The sequence below is a fragment of the Bacteroides sp. ZJ-18 genome (assembly GCF_011038705.2).
Taxonomy (GTDB): Bacteria; Bacteroidota; Bacteroidia; order Bacteroidales; family Bacteroidaceae; genus Bacteroides; species Bacteroides hominis.
Genome location: NZ_CP072198.1, coordinates 3,826,598 through 3,852,418, shown reverse-complemented (window position 1 = coordinate 3,852,418; position 25,821 = coordinate 3,826,598). Strand labels below are relative to the sequence as shown.

Sequence of the window (25,821 nt, the reverse complement as noted above, 5' to 3'; positions counted from 1 at the left end):
AGAGTACCTATTTGATGAATGAGTTGTAAAGATTTTCAATTTCCTTATTTATGTTTTTTATATTAAATACTGTATTTGCTAATTGGGTTGATTCTTGTGATATTTTGTCCCTTAATTCTTTATCATAAATCAGTTTTTCCATTTGTTTAGCTAACTTGTTAATATCACCGGGAGTAAACATTAGTAAGTTGATGCCGTCTATTGCAATATCTGGTATTCCTCCCACAGGGGTTGTAATGACTGGGAGCCCATATGCCCAAGCGTCTAATATAGCCATGGGAAAACCTTCTGCATAACTAGGTAAGCAGAAGATAGTAGCTTCTTTAAAGATTTTATCTTTGGCTTTTCCATTTACCCAATCTAAGAAGATTGTCTGTTTTTCAATGCCAAGCTCTTTAGCCAATGATAATCCTTTCTCAATTTCTCCATTACCGGCAAATACAAGTTGCCAATCTGGATGGTGAGAAAATATTTGTGCAAAAGCTTTTATCATATCTGCATATCCTTTTCGCGCATTTATGGTTCCAGCATAAAGTATATATTTTTTTTTCTTATACTTTATATTAGATATTTCAGTGGTACATGGATTATAAATCACCTGTATTTTATTTCCTAATTGAAAAGCTTGATATACATATCCTTTCCACATCTCAGACAATACTATTATTGCATCCGCTTTATTGAATAGGTAGCGATATACCCATTTATATTTTCCGTGGACTGTTGTTTCTGGTGAGAAGGCATGGAAATGCACTATTACTTTTTTTTTCCACACTTTTGCCAACCACACGAAAAGGCATTTGCGTAGCGCGGAGGGAGGTTCACTGGTATGTATATGTACTAAATCATAGAAAGGTAGGAAATATAAATATTTGAAGAAACTTTTTATGAAATACCATAATTTTCTTATGCTATTTCCATCTCTATGTGTTTCAATCCATTTGCAATGGAACTTTTTCCATTGTTCTCCTGTTTCGTGTGCTTTTACGACAGAGGTGATACCTCCTCTGGTTTTATGGGAGGTAGCTATTACTAGAACTTTAGTCATATTCTTTTTTCTATTTATAAAACATTATTGTTTCATACGTAAAATTCACTCCCCATGTGCGAATTGGTAATTAACAGTGCTGCTATACATTTCAGTATATCTATACTAATATTTCTTTGTTTCATCAATGTGTTGAATTGGGTAAATCTTTTTCAGACAATCTTCCTTTTCCGGTATATGTAGCTTATTTTTTAAACATGATAGTCCTCATTTTTTTATAACATCTTTGCATGTTATATTGGTGATCAAGCATTCCCTTGGTTGATGTTCGTATTTCGTTAATAGCTTCTATCCAATCTTCCAATGTCTTTACTGCATGAAATGGCCGGATACGCTCTTTCGAATGATAAGGGTTACGGGTTATAATTAGTGGCTTTTGCAATCCCTCAGCATCGGCAATTGTGGACAGCCCTACGCAGTAGTTCAGTTTATCCTGACGTAATGGGCAAACCAATGCTTTGGCATCAGCCATAGCTTGTACCATCATTGGATAGGCATTGCCGCTGTTTTCGGTGATTATTACCTCAATATTAGGAATGTTTTCGCATCGTTCCGGGAGGTTCTCAAAGTTATTGCCCGCATGACTTTTGCAGGTAATGATTTTTAGTGGGACACCGGTGCGTCGAAACGCCTCAATCAACATATCAAAATCGCGCTGCTCTTTCCCCGTACTTACAAAATATCCATTATCTGTCACGGGTACTTTGGCGAAGAAATTCATATCCGCTCCCCATCCGGGTACAGAACATTTCCCTTTCTGTATATATTTGCCTTCAATGCTTTCTTGCATCGTCAGTTCTGACAAGAAGAATAAGTGTCTCACTCCTTTTAACAACAATCGGTAAAGCATCCTCTTGAATCCGTTACCACCGTTTGGCGTATGATGCAGATAAGCGAAAATCGGAATTTGTATTCCATTGAAAGCTGCCAGCAACAATAACAATTTATGTGCCTGCAGATTCAAATTGGGGATGAATACTATATCAGGCTTATGCCGTTTGATTAAACTCAAGTCATTGAATAAATTGTATTGCTCCTGTTCCCAAATCACTTCATGCCCGTCCTCTTCCATTTCGCATGCTCCATAGAGCCAGTGAGACGGATTTTTCCCTTCTTTCCATAAATCGTGGTTATAGGGTGTACCGATATATAATGTTTTCATACTTTTTTATAGACTATGTTGAACCGATTTTAGTTAGCAGTAATTTCCATATCCATTTGCGAGGTTGGTCTATGAGTATGGCAAAAATGAAAAGAATTATTATAAGGAGAATTGTATGAATAATAAATTCATTTATCGATAACTCTTTAATCCACGTACCTATTTGTGAATAATACCAATGAGATACGTTTCCCCCTTCATGTATAAGATAAACAGGTAACATGGAACTCGCTACCCAGTTTATGATGGAGTTATAGCTGATAGAGAGATTGGCAAAAAACATAAAAAGACAGACAGTTCCAACTAAAACGAGAGGTGAAGAGTAAGATGTGGCTAATCTTACTCCCCATTGAGTCCCTTGCAAAAGAATGGAAAGTGTTAATGTGATACACAAAATGATTAAATACCTCCTTCTATGTGATGCAATAGAGCTCTTTTGTGATATTTTTTGTAGCCCATTTCCAATATAATAGAGTAATATGAAATGTAAAAGACTGTATCCGGAAGCGTCAAAATGTTTATGAAATAAAAAGCCATAACCAACATCAAAAAGCAGTAATATTCCCAATCCGATCCGGTAGTCATGCCGATTAAGCACAGATAACAATTTATTCAATAGGGGTGAGGAGAGCATGAGTAATACATAAATGTCAATAAACCATCCTCCTCCTGATATTGGACCGCTGAATGGTTTTGCTATCCATTCAAATATGGGATGTTCTATTTTTAGGAAGAAAGTATCGGCACATAGGTGAAACAGTTTATAGAAGGCTATAATCCACATTAGTGAGAGAAACGATCGCCAAGATAGCTTAATGCCAAAATAACCGGAGATGAGGACAAATAGGTTTACTCCGAATATTACAGGCGCACATAGCATTGGCGGAATTGTTTTGGGGAGTATTCCCGTAGGGGCAATTCCATGTATAATGACATGATACACTACAATCATAGCCATAGCTACAATGCGTAATAACTCTATGTTCGATTTACGTTGCTGAAAAGCCATTTGATGTTATTGTATAAAATTAAACATACCCTTTATTTCATGTGCCAACCTTTTCGAATAAATCTCTGCACCTGCATGGTTCATGTGGTACGAGTCCGAGAACAGATCTTTACGATGAATCAAATCTTCATCATTGTAATGTGAGATAACTTGAATCTTATATTTTTCCGCCAATTCATAGATGGCCGCATAAGTCTGATGCAGATGCTTGTTGCCGCCATAGAATGGGGAGAAGGTAAACACAAGCCGAGTCCCGTTATGCTTGCAATTTTGGATAAACCTTTCCATGAAATACATTTTTGTGCTATCTACTTTTACATTCGAAGGTTCTTTCTCTTCCCTCACCTCATAATTCATGATACCTTCACCGGGGCGATAACCATCGTAATCCACTCTGATGTTTTTTACATTGTCAGTAAGCATTTGTAATATCTTGTCGTTATAACGGTACATCATCGAAAACATTTTATAACGTTCTTTCGGTTCAATTTGCCAAAAGATACTATCAATTCCGGCATTCTGATAATAAGGCTTCAACCATGTCAGATAACCATAGTTGTCATTCTCTTCTATATCAAATCCTGCAAGTGCATCATAGATGATTAACTTTGGGATATATCTTTGTGTTATCATCTTGTATCTGCCATAAAAGAGGACAATGCCCATGCCGTTTTGCCCACAATTGTAACAATCCACTTCAAGGCTGTCTTTGAATATTCTTGGGTCATAATGGTGAATGGCTCGGCTGGAACCAAAAATCAATACCGGAGCCGTCACCTTGTTGGCAATATATTCATTGCGTGCAGTATCACCCCCTATCGCTGATTTTGTTAATCTTTGAAAAAAGAAACCGCATAAGGCATCGAGACCGGCAACCAAGGCAAGTAGCAAAACTAATCTTAGCAAAAATCTTTTCATTTTTTATGCGATCAAAATTTTACGTAAATAAACTGGGAAGAATCAAACACACCACAAAGCATGATGAGGCCAATAACCATTAAATAAGAAAACCATCTCACAATCACACTCCGATTATAGAATAACTGGATTCCTGGGAAATATTCTTCACAAATTTCTTTGCTTATCACAATCGTGAGGGAAATCAGCATAAAGCCCAATGTGGAGTTGGATGGTAAAAATAATCCGGAACCTTCCCATGTAAGGATTTTGCCAAATACAATCTTTGCAACGTCTAATGAAGGTAAACGAAACAGAATCCATGCGATATTTACTAAGAGGAATGTAACCAATATTCGGACAGGTTTCAATTTTCGGTACAAAGGAAGATTGGCATATTTCCCCTTAGGGTCAATACCCAATATCTTTTCTGCGCATTGTAATAAGCCGTGCATCAGCCCCCAAAGAATAAAGGTCCAATTTGCTCCATGCCATACTCCACTGACCAAGAATGTTACCATAATATTCCAATACTGGCGAAGTTTGGAACAACGATTTCCACCCAATTCTATGTAAATATAGGTAGTGAGCCAACGAGTCAAGGATATATGCCATCGTTTCCAGAATTCCGTAATACTTGCAGCAAAGTAAGGGCGATTGAAGTTGTTCACCAAGTCAAAGCCCATCAGTCTGCCTACACCTATAGCCATTAGTGAATAACCTGCAAAGTCACCATAAATCTGCATCGTGTACATAAACGAGGCAACCAAACAAGCCCCCCCGGACTGATATTGAAAGTTATCATACACGCTGTCAACATACAATCCCAGCCTGTCTGCCATTACTGTCTTTAGAAACATTCCCCACAGTAGCCACTTTAAGCCTTGCACGGCCTTGGTTTCATCAAATGTACGCTTACTCTTTATCTGAGGTAGTAAGTCGGAAGCCCGGCTGATAGGACCGGACATAATCTGGGGGAAGAAACTTACGAACAGAGCATAATCCAAGAAATTCCGCTCTGCAGGTATCCGCTGCCTATATACATCCACCAAATAGCCTATAGCCTGAAAGCTAAAGAAAGAGATGCCGATAGGAATGGCCCAGTTTAATCCCGGTAGGTTCCCATGTCCTAACATATCGTTTACATTATCAATAATAAAGTTATAGTACTTGAAGATAACCAATGGGGCGATACCTGATATCGTCCCCAGCCAGCAAATTAATTTTTTACTTTTGTTTGAAACTGTGACGCATAGTGCCATGGAATAGGTAACCAAAGTTACCCATAATAATACGAATGCACACCAAGGTACATATTGCATATACAAGGCGTATGAAACCAGGAGCAACAGCACATTGCTTTCCTTACCCTGTTCCTTTTTCCCCTGTAAATAGCTAATGGCATAATATCCTCCAAAAATCAGCGGAAATAACCAAAGAAATTGGAATGAATTAAAAATCATAGTTTGGAAATCAAGGTCGTGATATAATCGTTTGTGTGTTAGAGAGTGCTAAAGCCTTTTTAAAAAAATCTAAAGACTTTTGCCGATATGTATTTAGTGCATTATCAACTTTTGCATAATCTATTTCATTCTTAATTGCCAATATGTCTCCATTGAATTTTCTATCTGTAAGTTGAAACAAGGTTAAGAGACTGTCAATGCGACTATGAGTAGAGTTTCCTCTTTTAGGATTTACTCGATAAAAAGTGGTGAATTTTCGATGTGTCAAGATAGAAAAAATTGTTCCATGAAATGAATCTGTGCACACATAGGCTGCATTACTCAATAATTTAACAAAATCCCATGCATTGATATCGTATGGTGCATAATCACCAATGGTTTCATCGGCAGGTACATACTCATCCATGTGGCGCATAATTACAATTTTAAAACCTGTATGCATTGATAGTTTTGCTGCTTCTTTGCGGATATCTTCCCTAGAACCTAAAAAATAACAAAAAATATAAGGCTCTGTTGGTGTTTCTTTATGCGAATGTGAAGCAAATTCCAACCATTCCTTACAAGTTAAAAGCATTGTTGGATCACTCACCACTTGTGCTTTTTGATTCGAATATTGTTCGACAATTTCTTTCCCTTTCGTTTCGCGAACTGAAACCATGTCCATTCTTTCTAAATATCGTTTAGTTCCTTTATGTTGTATTGATGGAATGGAAGAAACACCATAGCTTGAAGCATAAGAAAATTTAGGTACACGGTCGTCCACAAAATTCAGATTCCAATAGTTACTATAAAAGCCAAAGGGGCGCCACACTTGGTCGCTTCCTACAAATACAGCATCGAATAGTTTAGAGCCTTCACAAAGGGATTTATACCCTTTATATTCCTTAAAAAAAGGGACAAATTCTTGTTTTTTAAAAGCGTTAGTTGCATTGAGGCGTATTTGCTGATTAGACATGTAATCCGGATATCTTTTACAATCATCTTTAAACTTCTTTTTTTGGGCTAATAGTTCAAAACCTCCACTCAGCATTAGGCCCGGGGCTATTTTCAACCAATCCCATACATTACGTTGTTTTATATACTTGATAAAAGTTAAGTCGTAACCTAAAGCCTGTACGATTTTCATAGTAGCATAAGCTTGTAAACATGATCCATAATTGGTGTGATTCAGGTCACTGACAATCACACCACCAATTTTCTTTTTACTCATAATATTCAATGCTGTTTTTAATTATTCTTTAGGCGCTTTTTTCTTTAGCAAAGGTATAAGAAACCATAGTTTTTTATTTCGACCGATAAATTGTTGAATGCAGGTATGGATGTATGATATTAACCATTTGGTTTGATTACTGCTTTTTAAATCAATATCATATTGAGGTGTCTTAAATCCTAAAATCTTATTTATCCGAATAAATGTGGAATTTCTTTCTTTTTTTATTCTTGCCATTACCTGACTTTTATTCACAGTCTCTACAGATATTTCGTCTAAAGTAATTGAACCTGCCTTTTGGGCCTCTAATAACCATTGTAGCATTTTAGGATTACGTACAATTATCGAGTTCACGCCTATCTTGTCTGTTATATAAGGAGCAATATGTATGTCTCCGAAACAAACATCGGCTAACTCTCCATAATGATCGATGCACATAGTACATCGATTTGGCACAAAAAAGCTTCGAAGCGGATGATAATAGTTTTGAAATCTCTCTTCATGCTGAATGCCTTCTCCCCTTGCAACCATATTACCCAAGCACCCATTATCTCGATAAGCGAAGTACGTTAAGGCATTTCGATTGATCCCTCTTTCTTTAAAGATATATTCTGTCAGATAAAAGCTGCGTCCTGACGAACAATAGATAGCAAAATATCCGGCTATTTTTTCTTTATAATGTTTATCCAGTGCCTCGTATTTTCTAAATCCTTCTATATGACATGGTAAGCCCACAATTACATACCTGCTTCCTGCTGCTTGCTTTATCTTTTCTATGATGCCATGTAGTGATACTGGAGAATATTTGCTACTTTTAGCTTCTAAAATGTCTTGGGGTGTAGTAGCAATATAAGATTTTACCATCAATGGAGCTTTTTTATCAAAAGCAGTAACTACTGCCCCGTCTATATGGTTGTTTTCTAAAAGGTAAATTAGAAATTGACTAACCATACCTCCTGAGGCACTATGATAGCGTATAGAGTAATCATTGCTATGTCCTGAGAAACATTTTAGATAATGTCCTGCTAATGCATCATTGTTTGTGCCCTTAAAATTTATTTGGGCTATTTTAACAAGGTTGATCCCAATACCGGGGCAAACGTCGTAGCAACGATGGCAGCCTTTATCGTTTTTACAAATTTGGTCATTGATAGATGGGTGGAAACAACCATTTTTTGTGGTTATTTTAATAGCATGTGAAGGACATGCACTTTTACATATACCACACCCTGTACATAGGTCATGATAAACAGTATAGTTTATATTGGGTAGATTATTCATCGTTTAAAATGATATAAAATAATAAAAAACAAAGAAAGATGATGTTTCATTGCGAAGATATAAAGATTGTCATACCATCCATATTTCTGAGAAATGGGATCTTGATAAAAGGGCTGCAGTAATGGATGTTTTGTTTCACTACTTAGATGAACCATTTTCTGTATGAAGGATTCATTGCTTAGAGAAATATGTTTTAAGATTATCTTGAAAATGCGTAAAAGCTGAGTGAAATAGTGGTTCTTATAATCATTATACTCAAAGTTTTCATCACAATATTTTTTTACTTCATGCAGCAAATTGATGAGTCGAGTATGTTTCTGTGCTGAGTAATTCTGCGAAATAGAAGAGGGGTTTATCGTGTAGTTATAGAATATATTGGGCAGAATCTTTATTTTTTGAACATGAGGTAAAATATAAAGTAAAAAAACGAGGTCTTCTGAGGCGATTAATCGTTCGCTCGGATAACGTACTCCACTGTCTATGTAGATACTTCTCCGAAAAACAGCCATGCAGGAACTCATACCATAAGTTTTACTATGTTTATTGGTTGCATCTTTACCTATTATTCCCATTAAGAAGTTCTTCACATTAGCTCCTTCGAAAAATTCCTCGGTTACTTTATGTTTATTGGGAAGAATAATGCCTTCTTGTGTTACACGTTGGTGTTGGAAACAGCACATATCTAAATCTTGAGATTTACAGCAGTTATATACACATGCATAGGTTTCAGACTCCACAAAGTCATCAGAATCACAGAAAGTCACGTATTCACCTGATGCTATTTCTATGCCGCTGTTGCGTGCCATTCCCAATCCTTCGTTCTTTTTATGTATAATTTTGATACGAGAATCTTGTTGGGCATATCTATCGCATATTTGTGGACACTTATCCGGTGATTCATCATCAACAAGAATTATTTCTATTTCTTTTAATGTTTGATTTAAAAGAGATTGTATGCAACGGTCAAGGTATCGCTCGACGTTATACACGGGGACGATGACAGATACTTTGGGAGTCATTTTTATTTATATATTTGTTCATGGAAAGCTTTTGTTTACGGAATTTTATTCCGACAAAACATAAGCTGAAAAGAATGAATGGAAAGTAGTAGGCTACATAGGGAACAGGATTATACCACATAAAAATATAAGATACACATGCCATGAAAATACCAATTGATGACCAGTATTTGATAATACTGTCTTTTGTGTTTTGGTAGTATCTATAAAAACGATAAGCTATAAGGGCATAAAATAGGAGGAAGAGTATAAATCCTAACCATCCTAATTCTAATAGAATATATGAAAAAGTAAAGAAAAAATAGAAAGTGGGAAAATACATATCAGCCAAAGGTGTTTTGAACAGTTGTGATTGTGTTAATGAGCCTATGCCATTTCCAATTAAGAAAGTTTTAGATTCTTGTGAAAGAATAACGGAGCTCCGTTCTATACAAGTGTTCCGGTTGAAGCTTAACAATCGGTAAGTGCCGGATTGAAGCCCATAATCGTTTTCGAGATACTTGTCCATTTCCTCCTTATCAAAAACCGACTCTACATAGTTTTCGTCATAATAAAGTAAGAGCGCAAACTTCATGACCGGGATCATTGAAAAGTATGCTATTACTAAAATAATCACATGTTTAATGTTGAATTTATTTAATAGTACATAACCTCCATATAGCGTAAGTGGTAACAGTATATAAAGTAACTTAAGCTCTGCCAGAATACTTGTTGCAAAGCATAAGCAACATACTGCTATGAACTTTTGAATAGATAATCTATGTTGCAAATATTCCATCTCTGCAATAAAGGCGATAACCGTAAGATAGATAGACAACTCTCCATTACCACTGAATGTTCCGCCCATAGCATCGCCTGTTTGTCCTAAAGCAAACTCTACTATCACAAAAACCATATTCCATAAAAAAGACTGATATAAAACTTTCCGTCCCCATATTATATCCCTTGGCCTAAAATAAAGTAGAATCATATAGGTCATTAAACCATAACGGAAGAATTGCCTGGCACCCCATATTGTGGCAGTCATGGGGGTAAAACTTATGAGTGAAGAAATTACTCCCAATATCAATATGCTGTAAAAGACGGATATCACAGCCTTTCCTACATATAATTGCAGGCTATTTTTTTCTTTGCATGGTTTCTCCATAAAGAGAAGAATACATAGTAAAATATCCGGTATTATAGCTATCAATTGGTTGTTCCATATAAATCGATTAATTAAGGAACCGTAAATCACCCACAGAATTGATAAGTGGAGAAGCTTTCTTTTATCCATATTTCAATATACGCTTTAGTTTAGCTGTCCAATATTCCTTTTTTATTTGGGTTTGCGATAAGTACTTTTGGGAGGATCTCATTTGAATGCTTATGTTTATACGCATTGGGGACTTTATCTTTTTAGCCTGCTGATTGCAGCCTTAATTCCGCGTCCCAGGATATTGGTTCTGAAGAAATACCCTTTCCACATCATGAATTTATCTTTCCCGGACATCCAGGTTGCAGAGTAATGATGGATGGTGCGGGTATTTTCCGTTATCTCAAGTCTATTCGACATAAACTCTATGGGACAGAAATAATCCCAAGGATAGACGGTTATGCCCTCTATATTTGTTGGCTTGTCTACTTTGCTGTGCATGCCATGCTTTTGCAATACATTTGTTACGACAGGAACAATTGGGATTTGCACCATGTGTCCATCAGGAAAAATGTAATGGGTATTCTCATAAAAAGTCATCACTTCTCTGATGATAGGGTGATGTGGCTCTACGGCAAATCCGATGCCCACATTCACCATGTCGTCTGCCTCCGGTGTGGAGGTATGCTTTTCTATACCCATCCATGCTCCATGGGCAAGGATATCATCCATGCTCTTTATCACCTCAACATCCGTGTCAAAGTAAACGCCTCCATGCTCGTAAAGAATTTTTAGCCGGGCATAGTCACTTACGTATGCAAACTTCTTCACATCATAAGCCTCGCTGCTGAAAGGGATGCAATGAACATCATAGTTGTCCTCGTTCCATTCTCTGATTTCGTAGTCCGGGAGAAACTTTTTCCAACTATTGATATATCGCTGATATTCGGCAGGTATAGGGTTTCTGCCAAACCAGCAATAATGTATAACTTTGGGTATCATTATTCTTTAATTATCTTTATTCAATTTTAAACTCTTTGTTTTGTCGATACAATGGTAGCTGACGGTAATATCCTTTAATCGTTGCATCATGTTTATGCGTTATCTTCAATCATGCCATTAGATTTTGTCAGGTTATTATAGCAAACCATTCTACTTTTTACAAAGGACTCGTCGGAGAATGCTTGCTGCACATATTGTCTACTTGCCTCAATAAACCGTAGCCGCAAAGCTTCGTTCTCAATCAATCTATGGGTCTTTTGCATGAAATCTGAAGCTATGTCTGCAATAAAACAATTATCGCCATCAATAAACCCCAATCCTTGAGACCCGACAGAAGTAGACACAAAAGCAACGCCAATATTGGCAGCTTCAAGTATCTTCATACGGATACCACTACCGATATGTATCGGAACAATGAGAATCGATCCTCTCAGAGCCGCAGTGAGATCGGGAACAAATCCATCAAAATGAATATGGTCATATTTGGCGCACCATTCTTTTTGGGTTTTCGTACTCCATTTTCCAATAATGTGTAAATCGATGGGGTGCTCTAATTTCTGCTGCAACTCGCCGAATATTTCATCCAAAAACCACATTAGTCCTTGACGATTGGGGATATGCTTCTCTGGACCAACAAACGTCAAACACATCTCACGCCCCTGCGACTGTGATGCGCGTAACGTCACCTTGGCGAAAGACGCATATATATTTGTCGTCACACCCGATTTCCGTAACTCATGTCTATCCTCATGCGAAAGAGTAATCACGGCATCACACCCATTCATAGCCTGTATCTCGCTTTTTTTCTCTATCTCATAAAGCATTTGCGCGCTCTCTGATACGTTCTCATGTAGATTCATCTGTTGAGCTCTTACTACATAGTGTATCTCGTGCTGTACAAACACTATTTTAGCTGATCCGATGATACCTTGTGTCCAATAGAGAGGGCGGGTAAACTCTGTTTGCACAATCTCTATTCCATGATTCTTGATATACCGATTAATAAATTGATACATTCTTGTATAACGTAGTATATCAGCATTAACCGAAGCCATATATTCAGCCAATATGTCTTCGTACCCCGAGCATCGGCATAGTAGTCGTTGAAGACGCATACACAACGCATGGATACATTCTATCCGATTTTTTCGTCGTATAGGAAAGAAGGTGATAGCCACTTCCGGATTATCAGCTTTATATCTCTGTACAGCGTTGTCATTATCAGTAACCACTATGATGTGATAGTCGAGATGGTGTTTGAGCAGTTGTATGCCATTATATACAGCTTGATCACCACCACTTTCAGGAGGATAATTGAATCCTTCCAGTATATTTAGAAATTTTATCATATTCTCTGTAAGCACGTAAGTGTCCAAAAAATGGTATATGCCTTTCAGGTGAGTGCCGATAGGCACGTAAGTATTCGTTGTGTGGCTATAGTGCTTGTAAAGGTGTGTAGTCTACATTGAGTTCTATTAATAAAATAAGTCAAGAGCCATACAATGAGTACTTACGAATTTTTTAATCATGTTTTTATATTTTCATTGAATTCATGTTAAATGTCATAGGCATAATCATATTTTTTGAGTCCAAGGTTATGAAACATTTGTTTGATCCTGCTTTTCAAAGCACGAACCTTTCCCTCATAGCCTTTTGAATAGCCGTAGCTTTCATATTTCCAAGGTGTCAAGCGATGATATTTCCAATAGTATTTCTTTAGCGGAAAATGGTTATCCTTGAACCAAGGTTTGCAGGAATCGATATAGTGGATAATCACTGCATTTTGTTTATACTTAGCTATATTGGCACGGTATCTTTCCGGTATGTTTCTGCCATGATGTAGCCAATAGCAACTGAACATATTATATATGATGGGCAGTTCGCAGATGTAACCTTGGCAAACCTTATTCAAAACATCCTGCTCTCCCCATTTTATAATGTCACGATGGGCGGGGGAGTTGAAATAGGCAAAGCATTTCCGGCGAACATGTTCCTTGCGCCATTTGTCAAGATTGAACCATACCAAGCCTGCACAGCCATAAAAGGCATCATGCGGCAAGTCCAAGCGCTGTTTGTGCTTTTCTGCCTCCTGCTCATCAGTCGGTGCTGCGATATAACAGTCAGTCATATCTACAGACTCAATAGGCTTTAGGGAACCGAGACAAATCATGTCTGCATCCACATAGAGCATCTTGTTCACTTCAGGGTAAAGGTCGGCCGCATACAGTTTCAAAGATGGGAAGATTCCCCATTTGCCACATACTGTCAAATCAATCTCCAAATCATCAGGATTGACAATTTTCACATCCAACAGATGATGGTATTTCTCCACAAAGTTTTTCAGTTTTCTGTGGTTATTATCGCTGATATCCGTTGCCATGACATGTACAACGAACTGCATATCCATGTTGTTCTCAAATACAGATGCCAATGTTGTTGCCACGTGTGGAACATAAGCATCATTTGTCGCGAAGAGTAAGTGCATATTTCTTATAAACTATTAATCAAGTTAATATATCGTTCCACAAACTTATCTATGGTAAAGTTGTTGATAAACAGATTTCTGTTTGCGACCTTTTTTTCCATATATTTCGCTGGCTCCACAGATTTCTGCTTGATAACATTTTCAACTTTGACTATTAGATCGTCAATATCATTGATGTCAAAAAAATCCATGCCCATTAGTTCCTCGCTTAAGAAGTGGTGGAAATATTTGTTACCTCCGGTATTTGACAAAATGACGGGAATACCGGCCCGCAAGATTTCGAGTGTGACCAGATCGAAGTAGGTTTCACGGTTAGGGAGGATATAGAGGCTGCTTTGCGACATCAACTCATTGGCATTATGAATGAACCCCAACTCTATCCATCGCGGATGATTCAAAGGTTGGATCTCACCCTTTCCTGCACATAGGAAATAAAGATGAGGATACTTGTTCAAAAGTCTATGACCCACCTGCTTGAGGATATCATAGCCCTTCACACTGATATGACGTCCAAAGTAAGTGATGACAAAGGCATTGGCAGGAATACTCAGTTCAGAGAACTTCTGTATCTTTCCGGAATCTACCTTTAAGTCAAGAATGGCAGAAGGGTTATAGTGAAATTTATGATTATTATTGGCAAAAGTCCGTTTCATCTTACCATACTTCTCGTATGGTTCACGGGCACCCTCGCAAGGGAACATGATATAATCCGCCTCATCATATGTATGACACTCGCGAGAGAATTCTATCGGCCAGAATATTCGTGCCCAGTTTTCCTCTGAGAATACTTCGACCGATATTGGGCAAGGAGAGTGCGAGGTGAGCATCGTCTTACCTTTATACTCCGGGTGTGCCCGTTTGAAGATGGCAAGATGTTTTGTCCAATGGAAATGGATTATATCATACTCGTTCAGATTCAATGTCGCGGGAATGATTTTGCATCCTGTCCGATAATGCTCAAATAAATATGCCTTCAAAGTATTCTTGACATCTCCGACTTTCCCATATATGCCATAAAGGTGAAGCCCTCTTAGAATGCGATGCAACTGTAATTTACGGGCACTCTTAGGCATAGGTGGATTGCCCCATGTACCTCTTTCCCTTTCCGGCAACAAGTCGGACAAAAACGTTATCTGCTTTGTTGGATGATCTTTGAGGTATTCATGGATATTATAACAATACCCCATCGGACCACCTATATTACTCATCGGGAAATCATCCCAAATCAATACTTTCTTCATTATGCCTATATGTTTTTCAATTTCAGAACTAGCTCTACAATCGGTGACATGTCATAATATTTATACTGTCCTAATCGGCCGCCGAAGATAACATTCTCCTCCTTTTCGGCAAGTTTACGGTATTGCTCTGCCAAGTCATTATTACGTTCATCATTCACAGGGTAGTATGGTTCCATGCCATCCTTATATTCTGTAGAATACTCCTCAGAAATTACGGTCTTTGGATAATCGTATACCTCTTGTCCAAAGATCTCGAAATGTTTGTGTTCAATAATACGTGTGAAAGGCTCATTGTGAGACGTATAATTTACTACAGCATTTCCTTGATAGTTGGGACTGTCTTCTATACGAGTTTTAAAATAAACTGTTCTCCAGTCAAGTTTACCCAAAGAATAACCAAAATATTCATCTATCGCTCCTGTATATACAAGTTTATCGGCATATTTCCGCCAATCCTTGTACTCGGAATTGAAGAAATCAATACTGGTTCTACATTCAATGCCATCAAGCAGCCCTTCAATCAACTTGTTATATCCACCAACAGGAATTCCTTGATACTTGTCATTGAAATAATTGTTATCGAAGGCCATGCGTACAGGCAGCCTTTTTATGATAAAAGCAGGGAGTTCCGTGCACTTGCGTCCCCACTGTTTTTCGGTGTATTCCTTAATCAATTTTTCAAAGATATCTTTGCCAACTAAGGTAAGAGCTTGTTCTTCGAGGTTTTGCGGCTCTTTCCCGCCAAGAACTTCTATCGCTTCTTTCTTCTGCTCCTCAATCTTGGCCTTTGCCTCTTCCGGAGTCATCACACCCCACATTTGATAGAATGTATTCATGTTAAAAGGCAGATTATAGAGTTTACCCTTATAGTTGGCAACCGGACAGTTTGTATAGCGATTGAACTCGACGATGGAGTTTACAAAATCCCAAACCATCTTATTAGAGGTATGAAAGATGTGGGCGCCATATTTATGGACATTGATACCTTCTATCTTTTCACAATAAACGTTTCCCCCTGACTGAGGTCGTTTGTCTATTACGAGACATTTTTTGCCTTCTTGCTTGGCACGATAAGCGAATGTTGCTCCGAATAGACCGGAACCTACTATTAGATAATCATAATGAGTCATATCTTTTTTAATAAATGGCTGCAGAATTTATTTAGGATATATGCTGATGGAATAGATAATACTATCACAATACAGAATTTTAGAATTCCAGTAGGTACGGCAAATGTATATAAAAAAGAGATAAACACATCATGGACAATGAAAATCTCGTATGAAATGCTCCCTAAAAATGTAAAGATCCTACTTGGGGGGATTCCAAAATTGTATATTGTGATAACAAGGGCGATAGGCAAAATATTGACAAATATATATAGTGATTGGGCATTACCGTATGTATGATGCAAATAAACAAGCAAAACCAATACTCCAAGGAGAACAGCCGAATATATTCTTTGGCTATTGATGCCGGATAATTTCTGAAGTAAATGCTTCTCGGCTGTCTCATACATTACACCGACCAAAAATGAAAAGGAGGAGCACCACCAGAAATCATCCCATCTTGCAATATATTTGATAAAGACAACAAATAGGATGTACAAGGTGGTTAATAGGGCTATCTTTGTAGTTTTGGCTTTTCCGATTTTCATGGAAATGTAAAAGAACAGATAAAAGAATATGATGCAATAGACATACCATGTTGCACCAATAGGTGGTATACCTGTTTGCTTGAAGTAATTAAACCAATGCATAAATGAGCCATGTCCAGCCAAATACTCAATAATCATAAAACCTGTAGTGGCCAAAACTAACGGAGGAAGTAGCTTTAAAAATCTGTGGCGGAAATAAGTCTGCAAGTATACTTCACCTTTATTGGCATATGATGCCATTAGTCCATACCCGGTAACAAACATGAACATACTTACTATGACATACCCCCAATTTTCAACTATAATAATCCCCCTCATTGTATGATACATGACAATCAAGACAGCTAGGATGCCTTTCAGCCGTATGGTTTGATCTTTGTCAAATTGAAAACACATTGATGGTTTGAATAGTATGATTGCTACTATTATAAGCAGAAAGATTGCAAGAGTCATAATTGGTTAGTAAGTGCTCCAAACAAGGTATACCCCTTTCAGGTAAGTGCCAGTAGGCACTCGTCACTTGTTCTGGATTGTAAGCTTTAAATTGTTTTCACTAATGGGTTAGACATGTCGCTATGTTTATTTCGTTCCGTTTTTTTTTGTTGCCAGTCCGATGTATTCTTCTACTCCTTTGCGTCCATTATACCACATATAGAGAGTCCCGTCTTTTTCAACAACTGCAGGCTTGTAGGTCGCGTCTGAATCCCAACTATCCTGCGACGGAGAAATACATATATTATGGTTAGGCCGTGCCCAATGAACACCGTCATCAGAAACCGCATAGCAGATGCGTGTCACATCCAAATTTTGATAACCAATGTAATATGTGATATATGTACCATCCTTTTGCCTTTTGACATCACAACCGCCAACTTTATATTTCTCCCATTCATGCGTTTCATCCTTAGAGAGCACCGGCTGTTCATGCTTTGTCCAGTGTTCGCCATTCTCGGACTCGGCATAGAAAAGTGCATCCGGCTCATAATTCTCACCTGCCGCATACCACATTTGGAATATTTTTCTATCCTCATTCCATAGCACACAGGGATTCATGACGGATACTCCCTCTTGTGGGAGAGTCGCTTCAACACAAGGACGAGAGGAACGCTGGTAATGAATACCATCTGTACTTATTGCATGTCCTATTCTACTTATTTCCGGAGACTGTCCTGTGTACCAAAGATGCCAGATGCCATCTACTATCACAACTGATGCACGGTTAATCAGGCACTCCCAAGTTTCCGGCACTCTTTTCATAATAGAACCTCTATTCTGCCAATCAGTACCATTTGATGATTCGAGCAGGTCAAGCCCGTGGTGTTTGCGTTCAGATACTATCATCAGGAACTTTCCATGATGTTTCATTACAAAAGGGTCAAATACGGATTCTGTTTCTTGATTGCCATATACAGGCTTATTGCCGACCTTATTCCAACCATTATTCTCTGCAGGATAATCATATCGATGTCGCTGGTTGATTTCCCGTTGGCTGGGTTTCTTTATGTGCAGCATCTTTCTTATTTTTCCCATTACCATATATCGGGCCTCTTCGCTCAAGGCGAACCGCATAAGAACCGTCATGGTACTTAATACAGAAACTGAACAAACAATCAAGAATCGGAGTAAGCCGTCAGGCATGGTCATACATATCAGGTATGGAGGCACACAGGCTATTAAAATTAAGACTAACGTTTTTAAAAATACGGTTTTTATATATTGGCATCCGGGGAACCCCGTAAATTTAGAAAGCATCTTTACATTGATAAATAGGCAAACAAGTACCGTAAAGCAAGATATGGCATAAACAAATACGGGAGAAGCTCCCAGTTTCAGGGCTGCGTACATCAGTGGTAATTCTACCAAGTACAATGTAGAAGAATACAGATTAAGTTGCTTCATATGGTTGCTTGCCACCAATCCTTGATCCACGAAACGGTTGGAATAAGAAATAATGCTATTGAATATTGTAATTTTAATGAATGCAGATGTATATTCCGGTACTTCTGTGAGCCATAGGTCAAGCACATAGTCTATTTCCATCAATACGGGGACACCAATAATCGCCAACATGAAAAGTGAATATTGCGACACATTAAAAATCAGTTGATGGAAATTCTTCATGTCATTGGCACCGTAATACTTCACAAGTTGCGGCTGGGCCGCAGTCATAAATCCTCCGACAAAAGTGAGAATCGTGAAGTTTACACGAGCCGCAAGGCCTAAGGCGGCATTGACAACAGTAGTGAAGAATATGTTTATCAATATATTTAATCCTTGACTATTTAATGTAACGGCAAGATTACCAACTACTCCCCATCCTGAGAACACAGTCATCTCCTTACACAGTTTTTTATCAAACAGTTTGGAAAGGTGTGTTTCTTTAAACTTACGTAAACAATAGATACGGTATGTCATTGCAACTATTAGACTCACCATAGTCTGAAGTGAAGCATAAACGATAAGTTTGTCGAATGGTATATAGATTAAAAAGAAAAGAACAGCAAGTTTTGCTACCACATCAAATACCGACATATAAGCATACATATTAAAATGCTCATGAGATGTAAGTATTGCCGTATAAGGAGTTTGAGTAATACCTATGAAAACAGAAAAGACCGAGAGTTGAAATACTACATTGGCGGCAAACATGCGGTCTGTCGGAATATTCAGTTTAGTATTCAAGAACCATATGCCAAACGATTCCAACAAGACCACTACAGCCACCGCTATCATCAAGTGCATATAAAAGGCTGTGGAAAATGTCCTTTTTATCAGTACGTCATCCTTTTTACCAAGATTTAGAGACAAGAAACGTGAGGTACTGGCTTGAAGAATGGAATTAACCAATGTGAACATGGAAACGAATCCCGCCACGACATTATTCACGCCAAAGTCATCGGCGCCCAGCTTCTCTAACACAATTCGTGTTGTAAAGAAGCTAAGTCCCATTATCACTAATTGCCTCACATATAAATATGCTGTATTCTTAAATATTCTCTTATTGTTTTCTTCCATATTACCATTTATCATACGTATCTATGTTCAGAAACGTAAGCATTCACTTTCTCCGGATATTTATTAAAGCTATTATCTTCTGGTTAACCCAGTTCATTCCCAATGAAGATATAATCGTGGTAGCAACAGCCACGATGAAGAAAATCAGTCTGTTCTCTACCACTGTGCCAAGCAACAAAAATATGATACCTTGCAGTAGGTAGATTTCGTAATAGCTGTTTCGCTTGATTCTGAAATTTATGAATTGATTCATACCTTGGAGTATATACAAGGCTAATAAAATGAACAAGATATTTACGAGGTAGAACGAAGCGTACGTATAGCGCCATCGTGATAGCATCTGAATATTGTCTTGAACAATGTCGAGACGATATGTACAGAGAAACAGAAGCATCAAAGTGATGAAATGCCATTTTTTAACTTTATTCATTTGGTTCATTATGGGACGTTCATATTTATAATACCAGAGGCCTATAATAAAACAGGGAGATGCGTTTATCCACCAATGTGGCAGGCCGGCCAATAGCATTCCCGCTAACATGAAAACTATGGCAAGGCTCAATGCCGGCAGTTTATATCTGGGAATGAAACGCATCACTATATAGAAAAGTAAATATAAGAGAGTGATTTCCGTGACGTACCAGCTATATGGTAGGAGCGGATTGGAGGAAAATAATCTTTGAATCGCTTCTATTACCCCCCCCCTATGGTTAATTAATCTTAATATTGGTATATATATAATATACGCTGTCAGTAAAGGGATTATAATTTTACTTATTCGGTGTATGCAAAATCCTTCGAGGTACTTCTTGCCTTTGAGACTATAACTGCACATTAATCCATAGCCTGACAGAAAGAAGAAGATAGAAACGGAAAGGCTTCCAAATTGACTTTCTGCTGCCCATGCGGGATTATGCATGTAGAATGTAAACAGGTGGCATACGACAACTGCAATGGCTGCGATCAATTTGACCAAATCCGTTAAATTACGCTTTTCACAAAGGCGGCGGTTGCTGCGTTGGTGTTGTGCTATTATACATAGCAGTAGCAAAATAAATGATAAAAACATGGAGCTAAGATTTCATTAAAAAATCGGACTGAACATTTCCATATGAATCTGTTCTTTCAGTCTTTTATGCATTTTATCCTTTTCGCTCAGCGCTACTTCTCCTCTTGGAATTCTCCAATCGATTCCTAAATCCGGATCATCCCACGCTACGGCTCCTTCGCTTTCCGGATGATAAAACTCATCACATTTATATTGGAACACGGCTTCTTCACTTAATACTGCAAAGCCGTGTGCAAATCCCTTCGGAATAAAAAACTGAAGATGATTCTCACCGGTCAATTCTACTGCTACATGCTGCCCGAAAGTAGGGGAGCCTTGGCGGATGTCCACCGCTACATCCAGTACGCAACCTTTAATGACACGCACCAATTTACTTTGTGTGTAGGGTGGTTTCTGGAAATGTAGTCCCCGAATGACTCCATAGCAGGATTGGGACTCGTTGTCCTGTACAAAAGTCACAGGAGCCACCTTTTCATTAAATTCTTTCTGGGAAAATGATTCGAAAAAGTATCCCCGATCATCTTTAAAAAGCCGGGGCTCAATGATTACTAATCCTTCGATGCCTGTTTTTATTACATTCATTTCTGTTTGTCTAATTCGTCTATAACTTTTAGCAAGTATTGCCCGTATTGGTTTTTCAGCATCGGCCCCGCCAGTCGGCGTATTTTATCCGGTGTGATCCATCCTTGTCTTAAGGCGATCCCTTCAAGGCAGGCTATTTTTAGACCTTGGCGTTTTTCGATTACTTCGATGAAGGTAGAAGCTTCGGATAGGGAGTCGTGTGTGCCGGTATCCAGCCAGGCAAACCCACGCCCTAAAAGTTGCATCTTTAACTCCTTGTCATCAAGAAAATGCTGATTAACGGTCGTTATCTCTAATTCTCCACGAGGGGAAGGTTGGATGTTCTGTGCAACTTTAACCACTTTGTTGGGATAGAAGTAGAGTCCTACTACTGCATAATTGGACTTTGGGTTTTCAGGCTTTTCCTCTATATGAAGAACGTTGCCCGATTTATCGAATTCAGCGACTCCGTATCGTTCGGGATCGCTTACCCAATAACCGAAAATAGTCGCTTTTTTATCTTCTTCCGCCGTGCGCACTGCTTCTTTTAGTAATTGGGTAAATCCGGGACCATGAAAGATGTTATCTCCCAGTACCAGGCATACCGAATCGTTTCCAATGAACTCCTGTCCGATGATAAATGCCTGTGCCAAGCCGTCGGGTGAGGGCTGTTCTGCGTATTCGAAACGAACGCCAAAATCCGAGCCATCGCCTAACAGCCTTTTGAATCCGGGTAAATCGATGGGAGTGGAAATGATTAGTATCTCTCGAATACCCGATAGCATGAGTACTGAGATAGGATAATAAATCATAGGCTTGTCGAAAATAGGCAGTAGTTGTTTGCTGACTCCCTTAGTAATGGGGTAGAGGCGTGTACCCGAACCACCGGCTAAAACAATTCCTTTCATTGTCTGACGTTTTTTTATCTATTAATATCCTTCATCTCACCGCCTCCATCTTTCCCACTCTCTCCACGAACCCCACCGGCATATCCACATGGGCGCAGCCCAGCATATCCAGCCTTACCGCCACCTTGCTTTTCCCGTTGATGGTCACCAGCTCGCCTTCCAGTCCGGTAAGCGGACCTTTGATCACTCGCACCTGTTCGCCGGGGGCGAGGGGGGAGGAGCACACTTCGATGGCTTCTTCGGAGTAGTCGAGCATGAAGCGGAAACGTTCCATCTGCTCGTCGGGGATGACGGCGGGGGTACTTTGTCCGCGCAGCACCATGTAGCGGCTGACGGACGAAAGGGTCAACACTTCGGCCCGTTCTGCCGGGTCGACGTGTACGAAGATCATCATCGGAATGACCACGCGCTCTATCTTTTTGCGGCGGTCGCTCCATTGATGGATTTCTTCCTGCACGGGCAGGAAACTTTCGATGCCCATTGCCGTCAGGCGGTCACGGGTTTTCTTTTCGTGATAGAGACGGACGTAGGCGGCAAGCCAGGATTTCATGTCGGTTGGGGAGTATGGTTTGAGAAAGTGGGAGGGGCGCTCCCGGATACGCTACGCGGTTACCTGTCACAGTTGTCTGCTTGGGTAAACCGAATCTTACGTTTGATTTTGCTGCAAAGATAGATATAAATTTACTAAATGCAATAAATTGTTCATTAAAATAGAAAAAATAATGAATTTTTAATCTTTGGATTGTACTTTTGTGAGTTTTAATAATTAACATATATTTCAAATTTAATGATTATGGAAAAAAAACTACAAGTTAAAGAACTCGAATGAGTTGCTTAGAGAATTGTCCGGACAGGTGTTTGCTTTGGTGCGTGAGCTTCCCAAACCGCTCTCGAGGGAGGAGATGCGGGAGATGAAACGGTTGTGCCGCTTCCTGAGTAATACGGTGAAGGATCAGGAGCGGAAGCGGGAGGTGAGAAAATAAATTCGGGTGTTAAAAAGAGCCGGGAGGCAGACGGTGAAAGTGGTGTGTGGTTGGGTGTGGAAGCTTTCCGAAGGGACTTTTACGGCGGTTTTAACATTCGGAAGTGTAAAAAGTTTGTTGTTCTTTTGCATCATGGTTCATTGCAGAGGATGCGGAGTGGAAAGGGTTTTGCTTTGTGCGCTTGGCGGTGGATCGGGATTAAAAACATTAAAATTTAATACTCAATGAAAAAGAGAGAGTTTACAATTTCCTTTTTCCTCCATGTGTGGGAAAAGAAGGCGGAAGAGATTTCGTTGGAAGAGTTTCATAATGACCTCAGGGGAGCACGCTGGAAGGTGCTTGCCGAGTCGTATCGGCGGTGGATGCAGACGGGGATGACCGAGGAAGCCAAGAAGCTGAAGGGTGCCCTGAATGCAGTGGTGGTAGCCGGCAAGTGCCGGGGCGGACATGCGGCGAACCAGGTGAGCGGGCTGAGCGGACTGGCACTGTTCGACTTTGACCACTGTCCGGAGAAACTGTCCGGGATGAAGGAGAAGGCCAAGGCATTGCCATACGTGGTGGAGGCCTTTGTCAGCATCTCGGGTGAAGGGCTGAAGCTGATTGTGTGCATCGATGCGGAGAATGCCGGGCAATATGCGGCGGCTTATCCTGTCGTCGCCCGTGAGTTGGAGCGCGTGTTGGGTCATCCTTGCGATATGTCGTGCCGTGATTTGGGGCGGGCGTGTTACGCTTCGTATGATCCGGAGGCGTATTATAATCCCGCTGCAGAGGTGTTTCCGTGGCGGGAGCAGGCGGACGGACTGCCGCAGGCGGAAGGGGAGTATCCTGCGCAGGCGGTGGACGGAGCTCGTCCGGCAGGCGTCGCTCCCGAGGCGGGGAATGGCTTTATGCAGGCTTTCCTGAATGATTTTGATGCCCGGAACCCGTTTGCGACGGGAGGGCGGCATGCGTTTATGTTGAAGTTGGGACGTTATGCCCGGTATAAAGGTTTTTCGCCGGAAGAAATGCGGCTGTTGCAAAAAACAGTGGTTGAGAAATATGCGCAGGCTGATTTCGGAAGCGGAGAGATTGAGAAAACGTTATTCTCTGGTTATCAGTATGCTTCTGTCAGAAAGGCGGACGCTGTGGCGACCGATTTGGGTCCAAAGGTCCAAGGTCCATTCTATGGGATGCCCGAGGAGGAGGAAGAAGAGGACTTGGAGGATATCTTGTTCGGAAAAAGTGAAGGATTCCGGCGGGATGCGCCTTATTTTCCCGACGAGGTGTTTGATCATCTGCCTGCTTTGCTGGCCGAAGGGGTAAAGGTGGCGGGAAGTCCTCGTGAGCGGGACATGTTGCTGGCGGCCATGATTGTCAATATCAGTGCGTGCCTGCCCGAGGTACGTCTTTTGTACGATCAAATGTATTATTCTCCGCATCTGTACTATATGGTGATAGCCCATGCCGGGGGCGGAAAGGGAGTGGTGGGGCTTGCCGGAATGCTGCCTGCCGAGATTCATAAGTTTTACGAGAAACAGAATGATGAGGTGCGTCTGGTGTACGATAAAGCGTTTTTCGAGTGGGAGCTGGAGCAGAAAAAGGCGCAGGCGGAGAAGCGTTCGCCGGATTTTTCGCTACGTCCCAAAGAGCCTGCCCGTAAATTGCTGACACTTTCGCCCAATGTGTCGAAGAGTTTGATCATTAGCGCTTTGGAAGAGAGCGGCAAGTTGGGGTGCTGCATCAATGCTACGGAGCTGGACATGGTGTCGGGCGCTATCCGGAATGAGTGCGGAAAGCACGATGATGTATTCCGGGCTGCTTTTCAGCACGAAGTGGTATCGGCTGATTTTAAGGTGAACGGGCGTCAGGTGGTGGCTCGCCATCCGCGTCTGGCTTTGTGTCTGGCCGGCACTCCCAATCAGTTGGTGCGTTTTATTCCTTCATTGGAAAATGGATTGTACAGTCGTTTTCTGATCTATACGGGGCAGAGTGCCTGGGAGTGGCGTTCGGCGGCTCCGCGGGCGGGGTGCGAGGATCATCGCGCGGTGTTTGTCCGTCTGAGTGCCCGCCTGCTCGAGTTACATCAGTTCCTGCTTCAGTCTCCCACGGAGGTTACGTTTACTTCGGAGCAATGGGCGGAGCATACATTGCGGTTTGCTTCTCACTTGTCTGAGGTGGTGAACGAGCGGGATGACTCGCCGGGTGCGATCGTGCTCCGACACGGGTTGATGGCGAGCCGGATAGCCTGTGTGCTTACGGCGTTGCGGAAGGGGGAGTGTGCTTGGGCGATGCCCGAATATACATGTTCTGACGAAGATTTCCATACCGCCATGTTGATGACGGATGTGTTGCTGAAGCATAGCCTGCTGCTGTCTACCTGTATGCGGAAAAGCGAGAGTAAGCCGAAGCCTTTAAAGCCTTATTTCAGATTGCGTCCGGTGTTGCAGTCTCTTTCAGGAACTTTTACTTTTACCCAAGTGGTGGATAAGGCTGTGGAGATGGGGATTCCTAAAACCACTGCTAAACGGCTTTTCAGGAAGACAGTCGAGCTTAAACTCGTTGTAAAAGAGGGAGATGCGTATCGAAGGACGACTCGGAGCTGGGGAGCGGGCATCCCATAGAATGGACCTTGGACCTTTGGACCCAGAAAGAGGCTGGAAAGGTGCTTGCATTTGTATGAAAAAACTCTTAAGCCTT

22 protein-coding genes are annotated in these 25,821 nt (G+C 40.3%); 2 read left to right on the top strand and 20 right to left on the bottom strand.

Annotated features, from left to right (window positions below; genetic code table 11):
* Positions 1–7: 7 nt before the first annotated feature.
* The 20 genes from G7Y45_RS15550 to G7Y45_RS15455 form a co-directional block, all read right to left on the bottom strand.
* Positions 8–1,048, bottom strand: a complete 1,041-nt coding sequence (locus G7Y45_RS15550; RefSeq protein ID WP_165017674.1) for a glycosyltransferase family 4 protein — start codon at positions 1,046–1,048, stop codon at positions 8–10.
* Positions 1,049–1,232: 184 nt separating this feature from the next.
* The gene (locus G7Y45_RS15545) at positions 1,233–2,210 is read right to left on the bottom strand and encodes a glycosyltransferase (protein ID WP_165017677.1); all 978 of its coding nucleotides are present in this window, start codon (positions 2,208–2,210) and stop codon (positions 1,233–1,235) included.
* Between the two features lie 13 nt (positions 2,211–2,223).
* Positions 2,224–3,219 carry an acyltransferase gene (locus G7Y45_RS15540; protein WP_165167662.1) on the bottom strand — a complete coding sequence of 332 codons (996 nt, stop codon included), beginning with the start codon at positions 3,217–3,219 and terminating at the stop codon, positions 2,224–2,226.
* Between the two features lie 6 nt (positions 3,220–3,225).
* Positions 3,226–4,137, bottom strand: a complete 912-nt coding sequence (locus G7Y45_RS15535) for a hypothetical protein (RefSeq protein WP_165017683.1) — start codon at positions 4,135–4,137, stop codon at positions 3,226–3,228.
* A gap of 11 nt (positions 4,138–4,148) precedes the next feature.
* Positions 4,149–5,579 (bottom strand): MBOAT family protein, encoded by a 1,431-nt coding sequence (locus G7Y45_RS15530; RefSeq protein ID WP_165017686.1) that lies wholly within the window; start codon positions 5,577–5,579, stop codon positions 4,149–4,151.
* 10 nt (positions 5,580–5,589) lie between these two features.
* Complete coding sequence (locus tag G7Y45_RS15525; protein WP_165017689.1) at positions 5,590–6,789, bottom strand: polysaccharide pyruvyl transferase family protein; 1,200 nt, start codon at positions 6,787–6,789, stop codon at positions 5,590–5,592.
* 21 nt (positions 6,790–6,810) lie between these two features.
* A complete protein-coding gene (locus G7Y45_RS15520) occupies positions 6,811–8,070 on the bottom strand; it encodes a Coenzyme F420 hydrogenase/dehydrogenase, beta subunit C-terminal domain (protein WP_165017692.1) in 1,260 nt (419 codons plus the stop codon).
* On the bottom strand, positions 8,067–9,089 hold the full coding sequence (locus G7Y45_RS15515; RefSeq protein ID WP_165017695.1) for a glycosyltransferase family 2 protein: 1,023 nt from the start codon (positions 9,087–9,089) through the stop codon (positions 8,067–8,069). Before G7Y45_RS15515 ends, G7Y45_RS15520 begins: the two co-directional genes overlap by 4 nt.
* Positions 9,052–10,365, bottom strand: coding sequence for a hypothetical protein (locus G7Y45_RS15510; protein WP_165017698.1), 1,314 nt, complete (start codon positions 10,363–10,365; stop codon positions 9,052–9,054). The genes G7Y45_RS15515 and G7Y45_RS15510 overlap by 38 nt, the downstream gene beginning before the upstream one ends.
* A 114-nt stretch (positions 10,366–10,479) precedes the next feature.
* Positions 10,480–11,226 (bottom strand): glycosyltransferase family 32 protein, encoded by a 747-nt coding sequence (locus G7Y45_RS15505; protein WP_165017701.1) that lies wholly within the window; start codon positions 11,224–11,226, stop codon positions 10,480–10,482.
* 92 nt (positions 11,227–11,318) lie between these two features.
* Positions 11,319–12,575: a glycosyltransferase gene (locus G7Y45_RS15500; RefSeq protein WP_165017704.1), complete on the bottom strand. Its 1,257-nt coding sequence runs from the start codon at positions 12,573–12,575 to the stop codon at positions 11,319–11,321.
* A 206-nt stretch (positions 12,576–12,781) separates the two neighbouring features.
* Positions 12,782–13,711, bottom strand: a complete 930-nt coding sequence (locus G7Y45_RS15495; RefSeq protein WP_165017707.1) for a glycosyltransferase family 8 protein — start codon at positions 13,709–13,711, stop codon at positions 12,782–12,784.
* 5 nt (positions 13,712–13,716) lie between these two features.
* On the bottom strand, positions 13,717–14,952 hold the full coding sequence (locus tag G7Y45_RS15490; protein ID WP_165017710.1) for a glycosyltransferase family 4 protein: 1,236 nt from the start codon (positions 14,950–14,952) through the stop codon (positions 13,717–13,719).
* A gap of 5 nt (positions 14,953–14,957) precedes the next feature.
* Positions 14,958–16,082, bottom strand: a complete 1,125-nt coding sequence (glf, locus tag G7Y45_RS15485) for a UDP-galactopyranose mutase (protein ID WP_165017713.1) — start codon at positions 16,080–16,082, stop codon at positions 14,958–14,960.
* Positions 16,079–17,062 (bottom strand): acyltransferase, encoded by a 984-nt coding sequence (locus G7Y45_RS15480; RefSeq protein WP_234212406.1) that lies wholly within the window; start codon positions 17,060–17,062, stop codon positions 16,079–16,081. The genes glf and G7Y45_RS15480 overlap by 4 nt, the downstream gene beginning before the upstream one ends.
* Before the next feature lie 126 nt (positions 17,063–17,188).
* Entirely contained in the window at positions 17,189–19,528 is a 2,340-nt protein-coding gene (locus G7Y45_RS15475; protein WP_371729423.1) for a hypothetical protein, read from the bottom strand.
* A 139-nt stretch (positions 19,529–19,667) separates the two neighbouring features.
* Positions 19,668–20,693 (bottom strand): acyltransferase, encoded by a 1,026-nt coding sequence (locus tag G7Y45_RS15470; protein ID WP_165017719.1) that lies wholly within the window; start codon positions 20,691–20,693, stop codon positions 19,668–19,670.
* Between the two features lie 15 nt (positions 20,694–20,708).
* Positions 20,709–21,275, bottom strand: coding sequence for a dTDP-4-dehydrorhamnose 3,5-epimerase (rfbC, locus tag G7Y45_RS15465; RefSeq protein WP_165017722.1), 567 nt, complete (start codon positions 21,273–21,275; stop codon positions 20,709–20,711).
* Positions 21,272–22,162 carry a glucose-1-phosphate thymidylyltransferase RfbA gene (gene rfbA, locus G7Y45_RS15460; protein WP_165017725.1) on the bottom strand — a complete coding sequence of 297 codons (891 nt, stop codon included), beginning with the start codon at positions 22,160–22,162 and terminating at the stop codon, positions 21,272–21,274. Before rfbA ends, rfbC begins: the two co-directional genes overlap by 4 nt.
* A 31-nt stretch (positions 22,163–22,193) precedes the next feature.
* Positions 22,194–22,712 carry a UpxY family transcription antiterminator gene (locus G7Y45_RS15455; protein ID WP_005820710.1) on the bottom strand — a complete coding sequence of 173 codons (519 nt, stop codon included), beginning with the start codon at positions 22,710–22,712 and terminating at the stop codon, positions 22,194–22,196.
* A 280-nt stretch (positions 22,713–22,992) separates the two neighbouring features.
* Between G7Y45_RS15455 and G7Y45_RS15450 the strand changes: the two genes are divergently transcribed.
* Together G7Y45_RS15450 and G7Y45_RS15445 are read left to right on the top strand one after the other, a co-directional pair.
* Positions 22,993–23,145 (top strand): hypothetical protein, encoded by a 153-nt coding sequence (locus G7Y45_RS15450; RefSeq protein ID WP_164932435.1) that lies wholly within the window; start codon positions 22,993–22,995, stop codon positions 23,143–23,145.
* Between the two features lie 224 nt (positions 23,146–23,369).
* Positions 23,370–25,745: a DUF3987 domain-containing protein gene (locus G7Y45_RS15445; RefSeq protein WP_165017728.1), complete on the top strand. Its 2,376-nt coding sequence runs from the start codon at positions 23,370–23,372 to the stop codon at positions 25,743–25,745.
* Positions 25,746–25,821 lie beyond the last annotated feature (76 nt).

Excerpts from the sequence above, each read along its gene's own strand:
- G7Y45_RS15550 (WP_165017674.1), bottom strand. The coding sequence starts at position 1,048 with ATGACTAAAGTTCTAGTAATAGCTACCTCCCATAAAACCAGAGGAGGT.
- G7Y45_RS15545 (WP_165017677.1), bottom strand. The coding sequence starts at position 2,210 with ATGAAAACATTATATATCGGTACACCCTATAACCACGATTTATGGAAA.
- G7Y45_RS15540 (WP_165167662.1), bottom strand. The coding sequence starts at position 3,219 with ATGGCTTTTCAGCAACGTAAATCGAACATAGAGTTATTACGCATTGTA.
- G7Y45_RS15535 (WP_165017683.1), bottom strand. The coding sequence starts at position 4,137 with ATGAAAAGATTTTTGCTAAGATTAGTTTTGCTACTTGCCTTGGTTGCC.
- G7Y45_RS15530 (WP_165017686.1), bottom strand. The coding sequence starts at position 5,579 with ATGATTTTTAATTCATTCCAATTTCTTTGGTTATTTCCGCTGATTTTT.
- G7Y45_RS15525 (WP_165017689.1), bottom strand. The coding sequence starts at position 6,789 with ATGAGTAAAAAGAAAATTGGTGGTGTGATTGTCAGTGACCTGAATCAC.
- G7Y45_RS15520 (WP_165017692.1), bottom strand. The coding sequence starts at position 8,070 with ATGAATAATCTACCCAATATAAACTATACTGTTTATCATGACCTATGT.
- G7Y45_RS15515 (WP_165017695.1), bottom strand. The coding sequence starts at position 9,089 with ATGACTCCCAAAGTATCTGTCATCGTCCCCGTGTATAACGTCGAGCGA.
- G7Y45_RS15510 (WP_165017698.1), bottom strand. The coding sequence starts at position 10,365 with ATGGATAAAAGAAAGCTTCTCCACTTATCAATTCTGTGGGTGATTTAC.
- G7Y45_RS15505 (WP_165017701.1), bottom strand. The coding sequence starts at position 11,226 with ATGATACCCAAAGTTATACATTATTGCTGGTTTGGCAGAAACCCTATA.
- G7Y45_RS15500 (WP_165017704.1), bottom strand. The coding sequence starts at position 12,575 with ATGATAAAATTTCTAAATATACTGGAAGGATTCAATTATCCTCCTGAA.
- G7Y45_RS15495 (WP_165017707.1), bottom strand. The coding sequence starts at position 13,711 with ATGCACTTACTCTTCGCGACAAATGATGCTTATGTTCCACACGTGGCA.
- G7Y45_RS15490 (WP_165017710.1), bottom strand. The coding sequence starts at position 14,952 with ATGAAGAAAGTATTGATTTGGGATGATTTCCCGATGAGTAATATAGGT.
- glf (WP_165017713.1), bottom strand. The coding sequence starts at position 16,082 with ATGACTCATTATGATTATCTAATAGTAGGTTCCGGTCTATTCGGAGCA.
- G7Y45_RS15480 (WP_234212406.1), bottom strand. The coding sequence starts at position 17,062 with ATGACTCTTGCAATCTTTCTGCTTATAATAGTAGCAATCATACTATTC.
- G7Y45_RS15470 (WP_165017719.1), bottom strand. The coding sequence starts at position 20,693 with ATGTTTTTATCATTTATTTTGCTACTGCTATGTATAATAGCACAACAC.
- rfbC (WP_165017722.1), bottom strand. The coding sequence starts at position 21,275 with ATGAATGTAATAAAAACAGGCATCGAAGGATTAGTAATCATTGAGCCC.
- rfbA (WP_165017725.1), bottom strand. The coding sequence starts at position 22,162 with ATGAAAGGAATTGTTTTAGCCGGTGGTTCGGGTACACGCCTCTACCCC.
- G7Y45_RS15455 (WP_005820710.1), bottom strand. The coding sequence starts at position 22,712 with ATGAAATCCTGGCTTGCCGCCTACGTCCGTCTCTATCACGAAAAGAAA.
- G7Y45_RS15445 (WP_165017728.1), top strand. The coding sequence starts at position 23,370 with ATGAAAAAGAGAGAGTTTACAATTTCCTTTTTCCTCCATGTGTGGGAA.